At 60.1% G+C, this 17,631-nt stretch carries 15 protein-coding genes; 9 read left to right on the top strand and 6 right to left on the bottom strand.

All coding sequences use genetic code 11. The annotated features are described in order from the left end of the window. Positions 1-263 precede the first annotated feature (263 nt). The 7 genes from QMO80_RS32120 to QMO80_RS32090 all read left to right on the top strand — a co-directional run bounded on the left by QMO80_RS32120 (position 264) and on the right by QMO80_RS32090 (position 9,574). Complete coding sequence (locus tag QMO80_RS32120; protein WP_283201601.1) at positions 264-1,214, top strand: glycosyltransferase; 951 nt, start codon at positions 264-266, stop codon at positions 1,212-1,214. After that, on the top strand, positions 1,211-2,311 hold the full coding sequence (locus QMO80_RS32115) for a glycosyltransferase family 4 protein (protein WP_283201600.1): 1,101 nt from the start codon (positions 1,211-1,213) through the stop codon (positions 2,309-2,311). Before QMO80_RS32120 ends, QMO80_RS32115 begins: the two co-directional genes overlap by 4 nt. After that, the gene (locus tag QMO80_RS32110) at positions 2,305-3,447 is read left to right on the top strand and encodes a glycosyltransferase (RefSeq protein ID WP_283201599.1); all 1,143 of its coding nucleotides are present in this window, start codon (positions 2,305-2,307) and stop codon (positions 3,445-3,447) included. The genes QMO80_RS32115 and QMO80_RS32110 overlap by 7 nt, the downstream gene beginning before the upstream one ends. Then, a complete protein-coding gene (locus QMO80_RS32105) occupies positions 3,444-5,648 on the top strand; it encodes a polysaccharide biosynthesis tyrosine autokinase (protein WP_283201598.1) in 2,205 nt (734 codons plus the stop codon). Before QMO80_RS32110 ends, QMO80_RS32105 begins: the two co-directional genes overlap by 4 nt. A 64-nt stretch (positions 5,649-5,712) precedes the next feature. Then, positions 5,713-6,816, top strand: a complete 1,104-nt coding sequence (gene gmd / locus QMO80_RS32100; protein ID WP_283201597.1) for a GDP-mannose 4,6-dehydratase — start codon at positions 5,713-5,715, stop codon at positions 6,814-6,816. After that, complete coding sequence (locus QMO80_RS32095) at positions 6,809-7,882, top strand: GDP-L-fucose synthase (protein ID WP_283201596.1); 1,074 nt, start codon at positions 6,809-6,811, stop codon at positions 7,880-7,882. Before gmd ends, QMO80_RS32095 begins: the two co-directional genes overlap by 8 nt. Before the next feature lie 393 nt (positions 7,883-8,275). After that, entirely contained in the window at positions 8,276-9,574 is a 1,299-nt protein-coding gene (locus tag QMO80_RS32090; RefSeq protein WP_283201595.1) for a mechanosensitive ion channel family protein, read from the top strand. Between the two features lie 64 nt (positions 9,575-9,638). Here QMO80_RS32090 and QMO80_RS32085 read toward each other — a convergent pair whose 3' ends face one another. Both QMO80_RS32085 and QMO80_RS32080 read right to left on the bottom strand, forming a co-directional pair. Beyond that, on the bottom strand, positions 9,639-10,031 hold the full coding sequence (locus tag QMO80_RS32085; RefSeq protein ID WP_283201594.1) for an SMI1/KNR4 family protein: 393 nt from the start codon (positions 10,029-10,031) through the stop codon (positions 9,639-9,641). A gap of 93 nt (positions 10,032-10,124) precedes the next feature. Then, the gene (locus QMO80_RS32080) at positions 10,125-10,391 is read right to left on the bottom strand and encodes a DUF2277 domain-containing protein (protein ID WP_283201593.1); all 267 of its coding nucleotides are present in this window, start codon (positions 10,389-10,391) and stop codon (positions 10,125-10,127) included. Between the two features lie 310 nt (positions 10,392-10,701). On the opposite strand from QMO80_RS32080, the gene QMO80_RS32075 reads away from it, so the two are divergent. Beyond that, on the top strand, positions 10,702-11,250 hold the full coding sequence (locus QMO80_RS32075) for a DUF3299 domain-containing protein (RefSeq protein WP_283201592.1): 549 nt from the start codon (positions 10,702-10,704) through the stop codon (positions 11,248-11,250). A gap of 36 nt (positions 11,251-11,286) precedes the next feature. Here the strand turns inward: QMO80_RS32075 and QMO80_RS32070 are convergent, their stop codons facing one another. From QMO80_RS32070 to QMO80_RS32055, 4 genes are read right to left on the bottom strand one after another with little or no spacing between them, the layout of a single operon-like run. Beyond that, positions 11,287-12,708: an ABC transporter ATP-binding protein gene (locus tag QMO80_RS32070; RefSeq protein WP_283201591.1), complete on the bottom strand. Its 1,422-nt coding sequence runs from the start codon at positions 12,706-12,708 to the stop codon at positions 11,287-11,289. After that, positions 12,705-13,529: an ABC transporter permease gene (locus tag QMO80_RS32065; RefSeq protein WP_283201590.1), complete on the bottom strand. Its 825-nt coding sequence runs from the start codon at positions 13,527-13,529 to the stop codon at positions 12,705-12,707. The genes QMO80_RS32070 and QMO80_RS32065 overlap by 4 nt, the downstream gene beginning before the upstream one ends. Beyond that, entirely contained in the window at positions 13,526-14,464 is a 939-nt protein-coding gene (locus QMO80_RS32060; protein ID WP_283201589.1) for an ABC transporter permease, read from the bottom strand. The genes QMO80_RS32065 and QMO80_RS32060 overlap by 4 nt, the downstream gene beginning before the upstream one ends. 11 nt (positions 14,465-14,475) lie before the next feature. Next, a complete protein-coding gene (locus QMO80_RS32055) occupies positions 14,476-15,996 on the bottom strand; it encodes an ABC transporter substrate-binding protein (protein WP_283201588.1) in 1,521 nt (506 codons plus the stop codon). Between the two features lie 402 nt (positions 15,997-16,398). Here QMO80_RS32055 and QMO80_RS32050 point away from each other — a divergent pair, with 402 nt between their 5' ends. Then, positions 16,399-17,631, top strand: coding sequence for a protein-L-isoaspartate(D-aspartate) O-methyltransferase (locus QMO80_RS32050; protein WP_283201587.1), 1,233 nt, complete (start codon positions 16,399-16,401; stop codon positions 17,629-17,631).

Genomic DNA, 17,631 nt, shown 5'->3' with positions numbered 1-17,631 from the left:
CAGTCGAAGCCTGGAAGGTTAGGATTGCTATGTTTCTGCGTCATGATCCTAGTTCTCTATGCAGCACGACGGGCGCTCTACTCGTCGTGGCATTATCAGCGGCGATCTCATCGGCTCTGCGCAGAATGCTGTTCGGCCGACACGCTATTTCGGATATCGCCGTCACCGACGCTGCAAACCGCGATGGCTGCGTAAAGGCCGATCTCTTAAGCAACTTTGCGCTGTACAGCGGCGCATCGCGGCAACCCGCCTGAGAGCGCGTCATGGAGCGGCCGGCCCTCAGTGTCCTCATCAATAATTACAACTACGCTCGCTTCCTTGGGCGGGCGATAGACAGCGTGTTGAGCCAAGACGCGCGCAACGTCGAGATAATCGTCGTCGACGACGGCTCGACCGACCAGTCGCGGGCTGTTCTGGAAGCGTATGACAGCCGCGTAAAGGTGATCTTTCAGGAGAACGCAGGACAGGCCGCTGCGATCAATACCGCTGTCGGATCAAGCATGGGCGAGATCCTCTGTTTTCTGGATGCCGACGACTGGTGGGCGCCGGGCAAGCTGTCGGCGACGGCAGCCGCGTTCCGCGCAAACCCTCAAGCGTCGCTCGTCTATCATCGACTGCAGCCGACGCTTGTCGATGGCACGCCGACGTCCAAGCCGATCCCTCGGACCCTGTGTTCGGGCGCCTTGTCGTCGCTGCTCGCCAGATCGGCTGGTTGGTGGCCTTTTCCGATGACGTCAGCCGTCGCGGTGCGACGGAGCGCATGGGATGCTGCGGGCGCCATTCCAGAACAGTTCCGCATATCAGCCGACGCCTGGCTCGTGGGGATCTATCCGTTTCTGGGGGACGTGATTGCCATGCCGGATCCGCTCGGCTTCTACCGCATCCACAATAACAACTGGTATCGCTCGACCGAGGACGCCGCCACGCTAAGAAGGCGGATGACGCACTGGCGGCATACCGTTGAGGCAACGAACCTGTTTCTCTCAGCCCATGAACTGCCGGCAAGGCTGCATCTGGCGGATCACTATCCCTATCGCGTTGCGTCGGCGAAGCTGCAGGGAGCCGATGCCCTCAGCCGGCTCAAACTTGCCGTCGAAGGCCTCTTCTTTGCCGGCGAACCGAACCTGCTCAGGCGGACGCGCGATAGTCTGCGCTCGGCGCGCGGCCTTTCACGGCTCGGCCTTGACGTAGGCTTGTCGGAGGCAGCGAAATGAAGGCGCTGCTACTGGTTTCCGAACTGGAAGATTATACCATCTCCTTCGCCAGCGGCGTTGCCCAGCACCTGGACGTTGTGCTTGCCGTGCCGCGCCGGCGCTATGCACATCTCGCCTCTTCCTTCGATCCGGCTGTCGACCTGCACCTTCTGGACTGGCCGAGACACCGTTCTCTCTCCAATCCCTGGTTCCTGTACCAGCTTACGCGCCTGATCCGGCGGGAACAGCCGAACCTCATTCATCTCCTTAGCAATTCTACGCTTTGGCTGAACCTCGCCGTGCCGTTCTGGCGCCCGATCCCGCTTGTGACGACCATCCATGACGTGGAAATCCATCCCGGCGATTTGGAGACGCGCACCCTGCCCGGCTGGGCCCCCGAATTGATGGTGAGGCAATCCGGGCATCTTGTCGTCCACGGCGAGGGACTGAAGCAGCTGGTTCTCGATCGATACGCGAAATCCGCCGATCGCGTCCATGTCCTGTCGCATCCCTCCATCCTTCGCTATGCGGAACTCGCCCAGCGACAGAATATGACGCCGCGCGACGCCGATGGAACGATCCGCGTCCTGCTGTTCGGACGGATTTTTGCCTACAAGGGCCTGGAACATCTGGTCCGGGCCGAAGCGATGCTCAAGGACCTGCTTCCCAACCTGCGCATCACGGTCGCAGGGCGTGGCGACGACCCGCTGATATTCCAGCCGCTTATGGGGGATGCCGGCCGCTACGATATTCGCAATCGTTTCATCGAGGATGCGGAGGTCGCCCAGCTTTTCCTGGATGCCGACATCGTCGTGCTTCCCTATACGGAGGCATCCCAAAGCGGTGTGCTCAACCTTGCAGCCGCCTTTGGCAAACCGGTCATCGTCACCGATGTCGGCGAGTTGCGGAACACGGTTCAGCCCAACGGGTTGGGAATGGTGGTTCCTCCCGGAGATGCCAAAGAGCTCGCGGCAGCGATCAGGACATTGGCAGACAGCGGCGAGCTTAGAAACACGTTCGGCACCAATGCGCTTCAATGGGCCAAAGGACCGAATTCGCCTGAACGGGTCGGCGGCCAGGCCGCCGCCGTCTATCGGGAGGTGGTCGGGTCATGCTGATGGAAGCCCTCACGGACAGAAGTCGGCTGTCGGCACGGAGCGCGGCCAGCGTCCGCCATTATGTTCCGGGCGGCTGCGAGAACGGCGGCGGCATTGGCAGGCTGGTCGGCTATATAACAGAGACGGCGAAAGAGACCGGCGCCAAACATTTCGTCACCGATACGAGAGGGGCGCGATGGTCTAAATTGACGTCGCCGGCGCGCCTCATCGGCGCCATCCTGACGATGGCAAAGGACCGGATCGTTGCACCCGACCGCATTCACCATATCCATATCGCCGGCCGCGGCAGCACGTCGCGAAAACTGATCCTGACGGAGGCTGCCCGATTATTCGGGTGCTGCCACATGCTGCACCTGCACGATTACGACTACGCCGGCGACTTTGCTCAACGCTCGCCGCGCCAACAACGCCTCATCCGTCGGATGTTTCAGAACGCCGATTGCGTTGTGGCGCTGGGCCGGCGCGATCGCATAACGCTGACGACCCTTCTGGGCGTTGACGAGCGCCGCACGGTCATTGCCCATAATTGCGTCCCCGATCCCGGGGCGCACGATATTCGCGCCGGCCAGACACCGTTGATCGTATTCCTTGGCCGGTTGAGCGAACGCAAGGGCGTCACGGAGCTTCTGCTGGCCCTCAGCCACCCCGTGATGAAAGAGCTCAGGTGGACGGCTGTATTGGCAGGCGACGGGCCCGTTGAGGATTATCGCCGTCAGGCTGACGCCATGTCGCTTTCCAATTTGGTAGAGATGCCCGGCTGGCTCGACGCCGCCGAGGCGCGGGCCCTGTGTGCGCGTGCAGATATCCTGGTCCTGCCTTCGCACGCAGAAGGTCTGGCAATGGCCGTGCTCGAAGGGCTGTCCCACGGGCTCGCCGTCGTCACCACGCGTGTCGGAGCGCATGACGAAGTCATTACCGACGGTGAAACCGGGATCTTCGTCCCCGTCGGAGATCCGAATGCCTTGGCTGCAGCCCTGGCGAAACTGGTGACCGATCCGGAAACCTGCATCCGCCTCTCAGTCCAGGGGCGCATGCATTACCTCAACCATTTCAGCATGAAGGCCTATATGCGGTCGCTCGAGAAACTCTACGAAACCGTTTCCGCGAAACCTCAAGCAATGGTTGGCGCACGATGACGATTTCCACTCTTCCGCCGGACCGCAATCTTCCGATCTCGCCGATGCGATACGACCCTCGCTTTCAGGTAGAGACAAAGGCTGATAACTTCGATCTGGCATCCATCTACCGTCTCGTCCGTCGCAGAATGATCATGATCATCTCGATAGCCGCACTGCTCATGGTGCCCGCGGCGATTATGATCTTTGGGTTGAAGCCCACCTACCAGGGCTGGGCCCGGCTGATTGTCCACCAGCCTCTCGCAATATCACTTGATGCGGACGATACCAGCCGCAGTGATCTACTTGACGCGAAATCCGAGACTGAGCGGCTTCTATCCAGAAGTATCGCAGAGCGAGTTGTCCGTGAATTGCAGCTTAACCTGCGGGAGGAATTCAATCCAGCACTGCGGAAGATCTCGTTCATTGAAAAGATCCGGGCAAAGTTGCGCGGCCTGTTCGACACAAAAAAAACCGCCTCGCCTGACCGGAACAACATCAACGCCATCATCCCGGAATATTACAGGGCGCTCGGCGTGTGGCATGAAGACAAGAGTGACGTTGTCCAGATCAGCTTCAATTCGACTGATCCTGAACTCGCAGCCGCGGTTCCGAACCGGGTCATCAGCATTTACCTCGATGAGCGGAAGGAGAATGTCAGTGGCCGTCTGGATGCAGCGGAGGAATGGATCCGACAGCGCATCACGGAACAGCAGGCGCGCGCGGACATTTCTCGCGACGCTGCCCGCAACTATCAAGAATCGATGGACGTCGTCTCGAAAGAGGACGCTCAGGAGGAACGGATCAAGTCATTTCTGGAACTCACTGGCCGGGAAGGGAAAATCGAAGAAAGCCGGGTTGAGGTAGGGGCGGTGATCTCGGCGCTTGAGGCCGCGGATAACACTTCGGTCGCTGCGCAGAATATCGTCGTTCCCGACAGCATTGCCATAAAGCAACGCGATCTTCGCGGACAGGAGCAGGATCTCGCCCGTCTTCTTGAGACATATGACGGCAATGCCGAGGCCGTGGTGGAGCTACGTGGAGAGATCGAAGAATCCCGTGCCGATCTCGAACTTGCGACCAAACAATATCTCCAGACAATGCGCGCCAAGCTCGTCGCCCTTGATCATGAAGCTGAGGCAGTACAATCCAGGTTGGTTGTTGCGAATGAAAAACGCATACGCGATGCGCTGGTGCAGACGGAATTGCTGCGACTGCAGAAAATCGCCGAAAAGGAACAAACGGCACTCGACAAGCTTGAGAACCAGCGCCGCGACCTTGCCGCGAAGGCCATGCTGCCGGGGGCGGAGTTGGAAGTTTTAACACCGGCTACAGTACCGCTCGCGTCACAGGGACGTGGACGGCTTTCCTATCTGGTGGGCGCCCTCCTGGCTGCGATCTCGGCCGCCGTAACGGCTGCTTTCGTGGTCGAAATGTGGGACCGGACGGTCCGGAGTTTCGACCAAATAGCTGGAATGGCGCGCTCGATACCGGCTGGACTTATCCCGCGTCTGGCGCGCAGAGAAAATTCGAAGACGATGTTCTCACATATGCCGGTGCCGATGTTTGACGAAGCAATCCGTACCGTCGTGCTTTCACTCAAGCAGTCCAATGGCGGCAAGTTGCCGAACAGCATCGTCGTTACGTCAGCGCACAGCGGAGACGGCAAGTCGCTTGTCGCGCGATCGCTGGCTATGGAACTAGCCGCCGCCGCAATTCCGGTGCTGCTGGTCGATGGCGACCTTCGACGGGGAAAACTCGATACGTTTTTCAGGTCGGGAGTCATGTACGGACTGAACGAATTCCTGAATGGCCAGGCCGATTTCCGCGACATCGTCTACCACCATCCAAGCGGCATCGATTTCATTCCATCTGGAAAATTCAGTCTCCAGCGGCGCGTCCGTCCGAACGGCCTGGCAGAAATCATCGAGACGGCGGTCGCCGCCGGCCAGATCGTCATCTTCGACAGCGCGCCTGTGCTCGCCTCGACAGATACCGTCCATTTGACGGCCCTGGCGGAAAGAACACTGGCGATCGTCAGATGGGGGAAGACAAGCCGCCGCGCGGTCGAGTTCAGCCTGCAGCAAATGAAAAGCTCGCGAAATTCGGAAATCGTTGTCGCGATCAACAACGTAAACCCTGAAAAGCATGCATTGTATAACTTCAGCGACTCGGAGTTGTTTTCGAAATCTCTGATGAAATACTACAAACTCAAAGCATGAATGCATCACACGCGATGTTTAAACGCTCAATTTGCTTCTGCATTGGTATCGAGTCGGAGGAACCATGGATAGTGGAATGAGAGAAACCCGAAAAGTTGCGCTGATTACTGGTATAACAGGTCAGGACGGCGCGTATCTGGCCGAAATGCTCTTGGAGAAGGGCTATATCGTTCACGGCCTCAAGCGCCGCTCATCGTCCTTCAACACCAGTCGCATCGAGCATCTCTACGAGGATCCCCACATCGAGAATCCCCGCTTTATCCTGCATTTCGGGGACATGACCGATTCGACGAATCTCATCCGTGTCGTTCAGGAAACGCAGCCGGACGAGATCTACAATCTCGCCGCACAAAGCCACGTTCAAGTCTCCTTCGAGACGCCGGAATACACGGCGAACGCGGATGGAACCGGCACCCTTCGGCTGCTCGAAGCAATTCGCCTCCTGGGGTTGACCAAGAAAACCCGCTTCTATCAAGCGTCCACCTCCGAGCTCTACGGCAAAGTCCAGGAAGTCCCGCAGAGCGAAACGACGCCTTTCTACCCTCGATCCCCCTACGCGGCGGCCAAGCTCTACGCCTATTGGATTGTGGTCAATTATCGCGAGGCATATGGCATGCACGCCTCGAACGGCATTTTGTTCAATCATGAAAGCCCGATCCGCGGCGAAACATTCGTGACCCGCAAGATCACCCGGGCGGCGGCGGCGATCCATCTTGGACTGCAGGAAAGGCTCTATCTCGGCAATCTGGACGCCAAGCGCGACTGGGGACATGCACGAGAATATGTCCGCGGCATGTGGCTGATGCTGCAACAGGACGAACCGGAGGACTATGTCCTTGCAACCGGCGAAACGCACTCGGTTCGTTCCTTTGTCGACAAGGCCTTTGCCAAGGTGGGCATGCCAATCGATTGGCGCGGGAACGGGGTTGAGGAAAAGGGATACGACAAGACATCCGGCCGGTGTGTGGTGGAGATCGATCCGGCTTACTTCCGTCCGACTGAAGTCGATCTTCTGATCGGCGATCCGACGAAGGCGCACACCAAGCTTGGCTGGAAACATGAGACCAGTCTTGACCAGCTGGTCGCGGAGATGGTTCGCGAGGACCTGAAGGTCATGGCGCGAAACGTTCCTTCGGCAGGCGTAACCAGAGGGTTTGCTTATGCCTGAGGTGATCTACAGCCTTGCCGGAAAAAAAGTCTATGTCGCGGGCCACCGCGGCATGGTCGGCTCTGCGATCGTGCGGCGTCTCGCATCCGAGGGCTGCGAGATTTTGACGGCCACCCGTGCCGAGGTCGACCTCAGACGGCAGGAGCAGGTGGAAGCCTGGATGAGCAAGAATCGTCCCGACGCCGTCTTCCTGGCCGCTGCGACGGTCGGCGGCATTCTCGCGAACGCTACCTATCCGGCCGACTTCCTTTACGACAACCTGATTCTCCAGGCCAACGTCATCCACGCGGCCCATGGAGCTCATGTCGAAAAACTGATGTTTCTGGGCTCGTCCTGCATCTATCCGAAATTCGCTGACCAGCCGATCGTCGAGGATTCACTTCTGACTGGATCGCTTGAGCCCACGAATGAATGGTATGCGGTCGCCAAGATCGCCGGATTGAAGCTCTGCCATGCCTATCGCAAACAGCACGGCAGAGATTTCATTTCGGCCATGCCGACCAATCTTTATGGTCCGGAGGACAATTTTGACCTCGGGTCAAGCCATGTCATGCCGGCGCTCATACGCAAGGCGCATGAGGCCAAGATCAACGGGCAGCAAGAGATCGGCATCTGGGGTACCGGCACGCCGCGGCGCGAATTCCTGCATGTTGACGATTGTGCCGATGCCTGCGTCCATCTGATGAAGACCTATTCCGCCGACAGTCATGTGAACGTCGGTTCCGGCGAAGACATTACCATCCTCGAATTGGCATACCTCGTCTCCAAGGTCGTCGGCTTCAAAGGCAGTATCAAGCGCGACTTGACCAAGCCGGATGGCACGCCCCGTAAACTTTTGAGCGTCGACAAGCTTCGCGCGCTCGGCTGGTCTCCCAAGATTGGTCTGAAGGAAGGCATCGCAGACGCCTACCGCTCCTTCCTGGATGGCCACTATCTCGAACGCAGCAGCAACGGAGCTATGTCCGGCGACTTGATGGGTCAAAGCGACATCGGTTTGGAGAGAGCCGAGACTTCCGCACTGCATGCGCCGCCGCTCTCTACGGTCGCACATCATCCTCGCGTATAGCGAATTTGCCCGAGGGATAAAAAGGGTTTGTCCGGGGGGACGCGCATATGCTGGGATGGGGCAGATAATGCAACCAGTAGAAATCAGGATTGCAGCGCTCATTTTCCTAATGGTCGTGTGGGCGGTGATTATCGGTGCGGCAATGGATTTTTTCGCGGTCGAGATACCGATATCGCTTGTCGCTCTCTTGCACGGATAATCCACGTCGGACGGCCATCGCTGCGCTGCTGAATGAGGTCGCCCATTGGCGGATACCCGCCTTCGGTCGCGGCAGAAAGAGCCTCGCTGTCATCCAGCCAAAGGCCGTCGCCCGATCACCGACTATCCCGGGTGAATTGAACAAAACTCGTGTCGGCGCCTTATCTGCCTTGAAGCTCTCAAAAGGCCGGAACCATGGACGTCAGGCAGACAATCGAGGCGTTCGAACTATGGCTCAGAACGTTCGTGTTGAGCGAATGGACGTTTTACCAATTCGGGATCATCGCCGTCGGTTACGTCGCAGCGTCTTTCCTGGCGTCACGCACTGAGCCTGCGTTGGAATCGAGAGCGAGGCGCATCAAAGGTAACCCGGACCTGCTGCGCGTCATAATCGCTTTCATGCGCCGCTTGAAATGGCTCTTTCTTGCCATGTGGCTATGGCTTGCAAACGTCGTGCTCACTCAAACGACCTGGCCGTCGCGACGTTGGCTGATCTCGACCGCCCTGACGCTGACGGCGGCGTGGTTCATCATCTCCGTTCTGACCAAGATTATCCGCAATCCCACCTTGTCGCGTTTCGTCGCAATCTTCAGCTGGAGCTACGTCGCGTTGTACGCACTCCGGCTTGACGGTCCTGTGCTCTCCGCGCTCGATGGGCTGGCTGTCAATCTGGGCGCTATGCGCCTTTCACTCCTTCTTGTGCTGAAAGTCGTCGTCTTGGCCGCCGCGCTCATCTGGGTCGCGGTTCTCATCGGCAATGTCCTGTCCCATTGGGTGCAGAGATCGGGCGATCTTTCGCCATCGATCAAGGTCCTGATCAGCAAGTTCATAAAAATCGGCCTGATCATGATCGCCGGCGCAATCGCCTTGTCAGCCACCGGAATCGATCTCACCGCATTGACCGTTTTTTCCGGCGCGGTTGGCGTGGGAATAGGCTTCGGCCTTCAGAAGGTCGTATCGAACTTCATCTCCGGCATCATCATCCTCCTCGATAAATCCATCAAGCCGGGCGACACGATCACGCTCGGCGATACCTTCGGTTCGATCCGCGATCTGCGCTCGCGGTTCGTCTCGGTCATCACGCGTGACGGCAAAGAATACCTCATCCCCAACGAGGACTTCATCTCCCAACAGGTCGTCAACTGGTCGTTCTCCAGTGACTACGTCAGGATCGACGTCGACTTCGGCACGGCCTATGACAGCGACCCGCATGAGGTCGTCAGGATCGCAATCGCGACCGCCTCGACGGTGGATCGCGTCGCCAACGACTACAGGGCGCCGGTATGCTGGCTCACCTGCTTTGGCGCTTCGTCGCTGGATTTCCGGCTCCGCTTCTGGATCTCCGACCCCGCAAATGGCCTGACGAATGTCAGGGGCCAGGTGCTGATGGCGCTGTGGGATGCTTTCAAGCAAGCCGGCATCTCCATCCCGTTCCCGCATCGGGAAATCATCATGAAGACGCCTGTCGAGATCAAGCGGTCGCGCGAGGACTAACCGCGACAGGTGCGCAACGAGCTCGAGATTGGGCTCTCTTTCAAAACCCGAAACGGCGGGGCCGTTACCAACCTTCCCCGCTTTCGATCGCAATGATGAACTGCTCGAAGCCGCTCCCAAGCACTCTGACCTCATCCTCCCATGGGCCGGCGCACACAAACGGGATCGAGACGTAGTCTCCATCTATGATGCCATAGGCAGTCGGCCCGCCGTTCGAACCGATCAGAAAGCGACGCTCCTGGAGTTCAAACATTTCGTACCCAGCAGCCAATGAAAGCTCCTGCATATTCCAAAGAACCAGGTATCCCCGACCGATCTCGTCATTGAACCCATTTGAGACACGCAGGAACGCCTTATAGTCGTCAGGCAATATGACCCCGAGTTTGGTTTCGCATTCTTCGATTTCAGCCAAGCTGGCTCCGGGCAGTTGAAATCCATGCCGCAATTTTTCGAACAAGGGGCCCGCTCCATCGAACCGCACATCCATCGCTGTCAGGATAGGCGATCCAAGGCGCTTGGCAACCCGCCCCGACTTAGCCGGAGGGCTCTCTTACGCGAAGCGGATCGCTGTTCTCGCTCGTGCCTTTGCGGCAACTTCCTCTCGATCGCGAGGAGGTTGGGAGGTTTCAAGCGAACTGAGCAGCTCGTGGGCGCATTTGGCGATCGACACAACAGCCTGCTTGAACGCCGCCTCATTGCGTTTCGACGGTTTGGTGGTTCCGCTCAGCTTGCGCACGAACTGAAGCGCGGCGTCATGAATCTCCTCGTCCGTCGCCGGCGGATCGAAATTGAACAGGGGTTTGATATTTCTGCACATGACTTGCTCCCGCTCGTCTCCTCTCCTCCACCGAGAGGAGGGATGATTTCACATAAAGTAGTCGCGTGAGCGTGATTGACAAACGGACCGTTTCGCCACGGCGGATCTACGCGCCGCGAGGCGGAACAGCCTCCGCGTTGCTTCGGCGTTCTCAGTGACGGCCGGTGCCGGGTATGGCGCTCAGTGCAAGCACCCCGGTGGAGGAAGAAAAACCGACGCGGATCGGGCGTCTGTTCATCATGCGGACAGCTTGAAAAGGCTGCCTATTCGATCAATGCTGTGCCGACCACTGTGTTCGGAGCGCAAAGTGATGGGCCATCATCCCGTCTTGAGGACCGTGTTGTTTCTGGTTGGCTTCACCTGTCTGGCTTCGGCCGCAGATGCGGGCGCCAAGTCGATTTCGTGGAGCGATTTGCGACCGGATGACCAACCGGCCCGATCGGTTCAACCGCTCGCGAGGGACCGGCCGGAAGCTGAACTTCTTGCATGGCGAGATGATGCACAGACCGTCGATTTAACGGGCTTCATCCTGCCGATCGACCAGGAAGGAGACCTGGTTTACGAGTTCATGCTGGTGCCGTGGGCCGGCGCGTGCAGCCACAGCGCTTCGCCCGCAGTGAACCAGCTCGTTCACGTATACCCCGAAGAGCCTTTCCGTATCGCGCGGGTTTACGAGGCAATCACCGTCACGGCGATGCTGCGACCCGGCTTTGACAGGGCTCAACTGTTCATCATGGATGGAACGCGCGTGTTGGACTACGGCTACAGCATGCGCCATGCCAGGGTAGCCAAGGCGACGAAAGTGGTCGATCCCGATGTCCGTGCACTCCCACCCGGCAGCCTTCTGTCCCGGCCCTAACCGGATCTCCGCTTTGGGGAATATCAGCACGGTGCCCTATTGATCGCGTGCCATAGCCTTGAGACCGATTACCCGCGTCGAAATCTTTTCGGCAACATCCCGGTCATGGGTGACCAGGAGAACAGCAACTCCGGTTTCCTCGACGATCTCGCGCAGGAACATGATCACGTCTTTCTGGCTGACGGGATCGAGCCGGGAGGTCGCCTCATCCGCGAAGAGAAAGGCAGGCTCGAGCAGCAATGCGCGAAGCAGCGCAAAACGCTGCAATTCACCACCGGAGATCTGGCTCGGCAGACGATCGAGCAAAGCCTCGGAAAGCCGCAACCGCGCACGCAGTTCCTCGACTTGCGCCCAGTCTTTCCGATGAAGGCGCACCAGATCCTTCAGCCCTTTGCGGATCGTCTGATGGGGCGCGAAAGCCGCCGGCGGATCCTGGTAGAGCTTTTGGAAATGCAGCGGCGAAAGCCCCGGCTTTCGCTCCACCACGCCTGCATCGGGTGCGGTCAGGCCAAGCAGAATGTTGCCGGCCGTCGTCTTGCCGCAGCCGCTCGGGCCGAAGATCGAGACGATCTCGCTTGCGGCGATCTCGATGTCGAGGCCGCAGAACAGCACCTTGTCGCCATATCTCTTTTCCAGCCCGCGGCCGGCAATCACGCGTTTTCCGGATGACCTCCCGATTTGACGCGGCCACCGGGACGGTTCGGCCGCGAGAAGTGCCTCGGTATAAGCGTGCTCCGGGCGTTCGAGCAGCCGTTCGGCAGGGCCGTATTCGACGAGCCGGCCATCGAGCATGACGCCCACCGTTCCGCCAAGAGCCCGCGCGACGGCGACGTCGTGAGTGATGGTCAAAAGCAGACGGCCGGCCTCCACTTCCTGTCTCAGGCGGGCCGTCACCGAGTCCCTCAGCGCGGCATCGAGGCCCTTGGTCGGTTCGTCGGCGATCAGCAGCTCGGTGTCGCCGGCATGCGCCATGGCGATGGCCGCCCGCTGCCCCATGCCGCCGGAAATCTGAAAGGGATAAAGACCCTCGGCAGATGACAGAGACACTTCGGAAAGGTTTGCCTTCGCGGCTATGACGCTTTCGGCAGCAGTTCTTCCCCTGACATAGCGATGGATCTCGGACACCTGCGGCAAGAGCTGCACGGTCGGATCAAGCGCCAGCCATGGCTCCTGCGGTAGCAGGCCGATGCTTCGGCCCCAGCGGCGGCGGCGCTCGGCTGGCCTCTCCTTCAGGAGATCCGCGCCCTTGAAGATCACGCGCCCGCTCGCATGCAGCTCCGGCGGGAGATTGCCCATGATCGCCTGGGCGACGAGCGATTTTCCCGAACCGCTTTCGCCGAGCAGGGTCAGGGGCCGGCCTGGACCCAAGGCAAGCGACACGCCGGACACGATGCTGCCCGCCGAGGTGCGGATCGACAGGTCCGAGACTGAAAGGTCGGATGCGATGTTTATCGTCATGCTCGATCTCCCTGCGCGAGCATCTGCAAGCCGAGAACGAGCAGGAAGATCAGCGCTGCGGGGAGCAGCACATGCACCGGCGTCTCGGTGTAATAGGGCAGAAGCTCGACGATCATGCTGCCGAGTTCCGGCGTGGGTGGCTGAAGACCGACGCTGATCGCGCTCAAGGTCGAAACCGCGATGATCGCGGTGGCCATTGCGAAGGCTGAAAGAGTGGCGATCATCGGCCTGATGACCGGCAGGACATAATGGACGAGGATGTAACGCGAGCCGAAACCGAGCATGCGCGCCGCCTCGATATGCGGCTGGGCCAACACCGTTTTCGTCGCCGCCTTCGTCACCCGATAGAACTCGACCCAGAGCGTCAGCGCCAGGCCGAGGAACAGCGGACCGTAATTGCCGGGCGAGAAAGCGAGAAGCAGGAGCACCAGCATGAGGCCGGGCAAGGCAAGCACGATGGTCGCGACGAGTTCGAGAACCCGTTCCGTCCACCCGCCCCTCCAGGCGGCACAAAGGCCGAGCACTACGCCGGGTATGGCTGCGGCCAGCATGGTCAGCAACGCCATGCCGAAAGAAAGACGCGCCCCGTGTGCAAGCCGCGCCAGCAGGCTGCGCCCATAGTGATCGGCGCCCAGCAGGTAGTCGCCGCCGAGCGGCGCCAGGCTCGCGCCAAAATCCTGCGCGGCAGGATCGGCCGGAATGACCGCCGGCCCGACAATGGCAAAGCCGCCGAGCAGAAGCAGCAGGCCGGCGCCGACCGATCGCGCCAGGCCGATGCCTGTTTTCGATCTCGTATGGGAAGTTTGCCCGATAGTGCTCATGCGTTTTTCCTCAAACGCGGATCGAGCCAGAGAGTGAGACTATCCACGACCGCACCGATGACGACGAACATCAGCCCCATGACCAGCGCGGTCCCCTGCACCATCGGAATGTCCCGCTCGACGATCGCATGCACCAGGGCATGGCCGATGCCTGGATAGGCAAACAGGGATTCGACCACCACGACGCCCTCGATCAGATAAATCGCCTGCAAGCCGAGATAGGAGACCACCGGAATGGCCGCATTGCGCAGCCCATGCCGGCGCACGACTACGGCCTCCGGAAGCCCCTTGTAACGGGCGAAGGCGAAGTAGGGCGCCCGGGCAACGGCTGCGACGGAATTACGGGCGACACGGCTCGACATGGCGGCAAGCCCGAGCGCCAGGGTCAGGGCCGGCAGCAGGATTTCGCGCGGCGAGCCGAAGCCGGCCGGCGGCAGCCAGCCGAGATGTTTGGAAAACACCAGCATCAGGATGAGCCCGAGCACGAAGGGCGGAATGGCGCGGAAAATGACGGCGCCTGCCAATCCCATCCGGTCGATGGCTCCGCCGGGTTTCAATCCGGAAAACAGCCCGACGATCGGACCGATCAGCAGCGACAAGGCTAAAGCCGTAAGGGCAAGCCAGAGGGACGCGCCGAGCTGCACCTGCAGTTCGTGAACGACGGGAGCGCCTGTCACCAGCGAATGTCCGAGATCGAACCGCAGGAGACTGCCGAACCATTCCAGGAACTGAGCCGCGATCGGCCGGTCGAGACCCAGTTCCAGCCTGACCTTGGCGGCCGCGTCGGCGATCCGGGCGTCAGGCCCATAGCGGCCGGCGGCAATGCGCATGGCCGCATCGCCCGGCAGGACGCGCATCAGAACGAAGCACAGGGCCCCGACCACGACCGCCACGATGCCGGCCTGCAAAAGACGAGCAAGAAGGAAGCTTCGCATCGCGCTTTCCGTCATTTTGCCCAGCGGACCGAGGAGAGGCCGTAGTTCACCTCCAGAGGGTCGACCTCGACGCCGGTGATCCGCTTGCTCGACACGATGGCGAGTTCGGACCAGGTGACCGGTATGCTCGGCAGCTCCTCCTGCAGGATCTCGACCGCGCGGGCCTGGAGCGGAGCACGGATGGCCGCATCGCTTGTCGCCGCAAGCTTATCGACGATGCCCTGCATCTCCTTGTTGTCCCAGCCCATGGAGCCCCAGTCGCTTCCGCCTGGGCCGTAGTCCTGGAGCAGGGTGCCGACCGGATCGGGTACGATCGAGTAGAGCCGCGAGATCAGTCCCATTTCCAGCGTTCCATCCTTGTGACGGGCCGGGATTTCCGAACTGTTGCCGACGGATACCTTGGCTTCGATACCCACTTGCCGGAGCTGGGCCTGAAGCGCGGTTGCGATCGGCGGCAGTTCCGGCCAGCTGGAATAGGTCAGCATCGTCACGCTGAAACGCTTGCCATCCTTCTCCAGAACGCCGTCGCTGCCCTGCACCCAGCCTGCAGCCGCCAACAGCTGTTTTGCCTTTTCCAGATCCCGCGCCAGCGGCTGAACGCCCGAAACGTTCCATCCCTTCATTGCCGGCGGGAAAAGCTGGGTCGCGGCAAGATCGGAATTGCGCAGGATGACCTTAGTGATGCCGACGCGGTCGATAGCCGCGCTGACCGCCTGCCGCTCCTCCACCTGGTCGAAGAAAGGCGATGCCGCATTGATCTTGAGGATGCGGGTGCGGGGGATTGTCGCGATCCGGACGTCGAGTTTCGGATTGGCCTTCAACCGGTCGACCGAAACGGGAAGCATGGAAAAGACGAGGTCGGCTTCGCCGCTTTCCGCCATCAGGGCGCGGGTTTCTCCCTGCCCGACGGCAAGGTAGCTCACATCTTCGATGCCGGACCTGCCGCCCCACCAATTCCCCGAACTTTCAAGCTCAAGCCGTGCCGGAGGTGTGAGGGCTTTCACCTTGTAGGGTCCGGAACCGACGATCTGCGTGACCTTGCCCGCGGCATCGAAGGAAGATGGCGCCAGGATGATGGTGCTGAAATGCACGAGATAGGCAGGCAGCGGGGAAAAGGGTTTTGTCAGCCGTATATCGAGTTCGGCGCCGCTGCTCGTGATCTCCGCAATCGGTGCCTGCGACAGCACGCCGACACCGGCAAGCGCTCGCCGAAGGCTGGCGGCGGCGGTCTCAGCAGTGACAGCTGTTCGATCATGGAAGGAGGCGTTGCCGCGGATCGCAAAGGTCCAGGTGAGGCCGTCATCCGAGACGCCCCACTTCTCCGCAAGAGCTGGAACGAGCGTGCCCTGCTTGTCCGTCGTCACCAACGTTTCGGCGACTTGAAGGCGGCTGAAGACGTAGCCGGTCTGCGCTGGCTCGATCCCGGTGATTTCCCATGGGCCGGCGACCTTGAGTGTCTCGGCATAGGCGGAACCCACCACTGTCGACGTTCCGAGCGCCAGCGTGAGGAAAATCCTCTTCATCACCCGCATTACGATTTCTCCCCATAGTGTTCAGGTTCATTCAGGAATGGCAGCGACTGCATATGTAATGTTATTACACCGGTCAAACGAAATGTAACGTAATAACATATTTAGCGGATCCACTCCCGTTGCCCGAGGCGCCAGCCGAGCCAGCCGGGAGGACGGGCGCGACGCCATCATCAGGGTAACCGCCTGCGCGATCTGCGGACCGGGGAATGGGTTCGTGGACACGAACGCCTGAGGAAAGGGTATTTCCTGTTGGCATATGCCTGTCGAACTTCGCTCTTCACACTAAGTTCTCCATATGGACCGAGCAGCGCATCGGAATGACGGGGCTCTCCCGTTGTTTTCCATCGTCTGCCCGGCCGAGAAGCTTGCCCCAGGTAGATCAGGCGACAGCGGAGCCGATCCATGGATATGACGCAAAGCCGAGATCGCATGGTGGAGCACCAGCTGACGCGACGTGGCATTGGCGATCGAAGCGTCATCGAGGCGATGCGCACGGTGCCGCGCGAAAAATTCGTCTCTCCAGGCTTCGAGGAATTCGCCTATGAGGATGCGCCGCTCTCGATCGGCGAGGGCCAGACGATTTCGCAGCCGTTCATCGTGGCTCTGATGCTCGAAAAGGCCGATCTGAAAGCCGGCGGCAAAGTGCTCGAGGTGGGCACGGGCTCCGGCTACGCTTCGGCCCTGATGAGCCGGATCGCAAGACAGGTCTATTCCATCGAGCGCCATGAAAGGCTGGCATTTCAGGCCAGGGAACGGTTCGAGACGCTCGGATACGACAACATTGACGTTCGCGTGGGTGACGGCAGCAAGGGCTGGCCGGAAGCCGCGCCATTCGATGCCATTATCGTTTCTGCGGCAGCACCCGAAGTGCCGTCCGCCTTGAAGGAGCAGTTGAACCTCGGAGGGCGGCTCGTCATCCCGGTCGGCCGCGATCAAGAGCAGCGCCTGATACGCGTCACGCGCACCAGGCCCGCCGCGTTCGAGGAAGACGATCTCGGCGGGGTGGTCTTCGTTCCCCTGATCGGCGAAGACGCCTGGACTGCCGCACATCCGATGTACACGGCAACGGTGTCGTTATCACAGGGAACTCTCGCGCCCGGTCCAGCTTCTCTGCCAAACGTACAGCGAGAGGGCATGGGAAAAATACACACATTGCCTGCGCTGCCCGAAGGCGTGCTCGACCATACCGAATTCCAGCTACGGTTCTGGGCAGTTCAACGTCTTTCCTGGATCATCTTCACGCTTCTTCTGGCGATCTGCTTGCTGGGTTTACTTGGCAGAGGCGGCCCGTTTTCGCGGCAAACGCTCGTCTTGTCCGACGGGTCCGTGGACTTTCCCGTCATTTCCCGATGGAATGCTCCCGAGGATATGACGGTGAATTTCACGGCGTCATCCGAAGACAGGGTCTTCACGATCGATGCCGCCTTTCTTCAAACCTTCTCGGTTCAGGCCATCGACCCGCCCCAGAAGGCGACCTTCGCGCGCGAGGGCCGGATAGGTTACGTGTTCCCGGCCGATCCGGCAGAACCGACACAGATCGTGTTCCGTCTGCAGACGCAACTCCCGGGCGCTCGCCGCGCCACCATCGGTATGGGCCGAGAGGTCCGTAACCAATCCACGTTCATCTTTCCATGA

The organism is Rhizobium sp. BT03, assembly GCF_030053155.1.
In the GTDB taxonomy this organism is placed as follows: Bacteria; Pseudomonadota; Alphaproteobacteria; order Rhizobiales; family Rhizobiaceae; genus Rhizobium.
Note: the sequence above shows the minus strand (reverse complement) of the source record. Positions and strands in the feature narration are given on the sequence as shown.

Coding starts and splice junctions, on each gene's coding strand:
- QMO80_RS32120 (WP_283201601.1), top strand. CDS start 264: ATGGAGCGGCCGGCCCTCAGTGTCCTCATCAATAATTACAACTACGCT.
- QMO80_RS32090 (WP_283201595.1), top strand. CDS start 8,276: ATGGACGTCAGGCAGACAATCGAGGCGTTCGAACTATGGCTCAGAACG.
- gmd (WP_283201597.1), top strand. CDS start 5,713: ATGGATAGTGGAATGAGAGAAACCCGAAAAGTTGCGCTGATTACTGGT.
- QMO80_RS32095 (WP_283201596.1), top strand. CDS start 6,809: ATGCCTGAGGTGATCTACAGCCTTGCCGGAAAAAAAGTCTATGTCGCG.
- QMO80_RS32075 (WP_283201592.1), top strand. CDS start 10,702: ATGGGCCATCATCCCGTCTTGAGGACCGTGTTGTTTCTGGTTGGCTTC.
- QMO80_RS32065 (WP_283201590.1), bottom strand. CDS start 13,529: ATGAGCACTATCGGGCAAACTTCCCATACGAGATCGAAAACAGGCATC.
- QMO80_RS32070 (WP_283201591.1), bottom strand. CDS start 12,708: ATGACGATAAACATCGCATCCGACCTTTCAGTCTCGGACCTGTCGATC.
- QMO80_RS32050 (WP_283201587.1), top strand. CDS start 16,399: ATGGATATGACGCAAAGCCGAGATCGCATGGTGGAGCACCAGCTGACG.
- QMO80_RS32115 (WP_283201600.1), top strand. CDS start 1,211: ATGAAGGCGCTGCTACTGGTTTCCGAACTGGAAGATTATACCATCTCC.
- QMO80_RS32080 (WP_283201593.1), bottom strand. CDS start 10,391: ATGTGCAGAAATATCAAACCCCTGTTCAATTTCGATCCGCCGGCGACG.
- QMO80_RS32060 (WP_283201589.1), bottom strand. CDS start 14,464: ATGCGAAGCTTCCTTCTTGCTCGTCTTTTGCAGGCCGGCATCGTGGCG.
- QMO80_RS32110 (WP_283201599.1), top strand. CDS start 2,305: ATGCTGATGGAAGCCCTCACGGACAGAAGTCGGCTGTCGGCACGGAGC.
- QMO80_RS32105 (WP_283201598.1), top strand. CDS start 3,444: ATGACGATTTCCACTCTTCCGCCGGACCGCAATCTTCCGATCTCGCCG.
- QMO80_RS32055 (WP_283201588.1), bottom strand. CDS start 15,996: ATGCGGGTGATGAAGAGGATTTTCCTCACGCTGGCGCTCGGAACGTCG.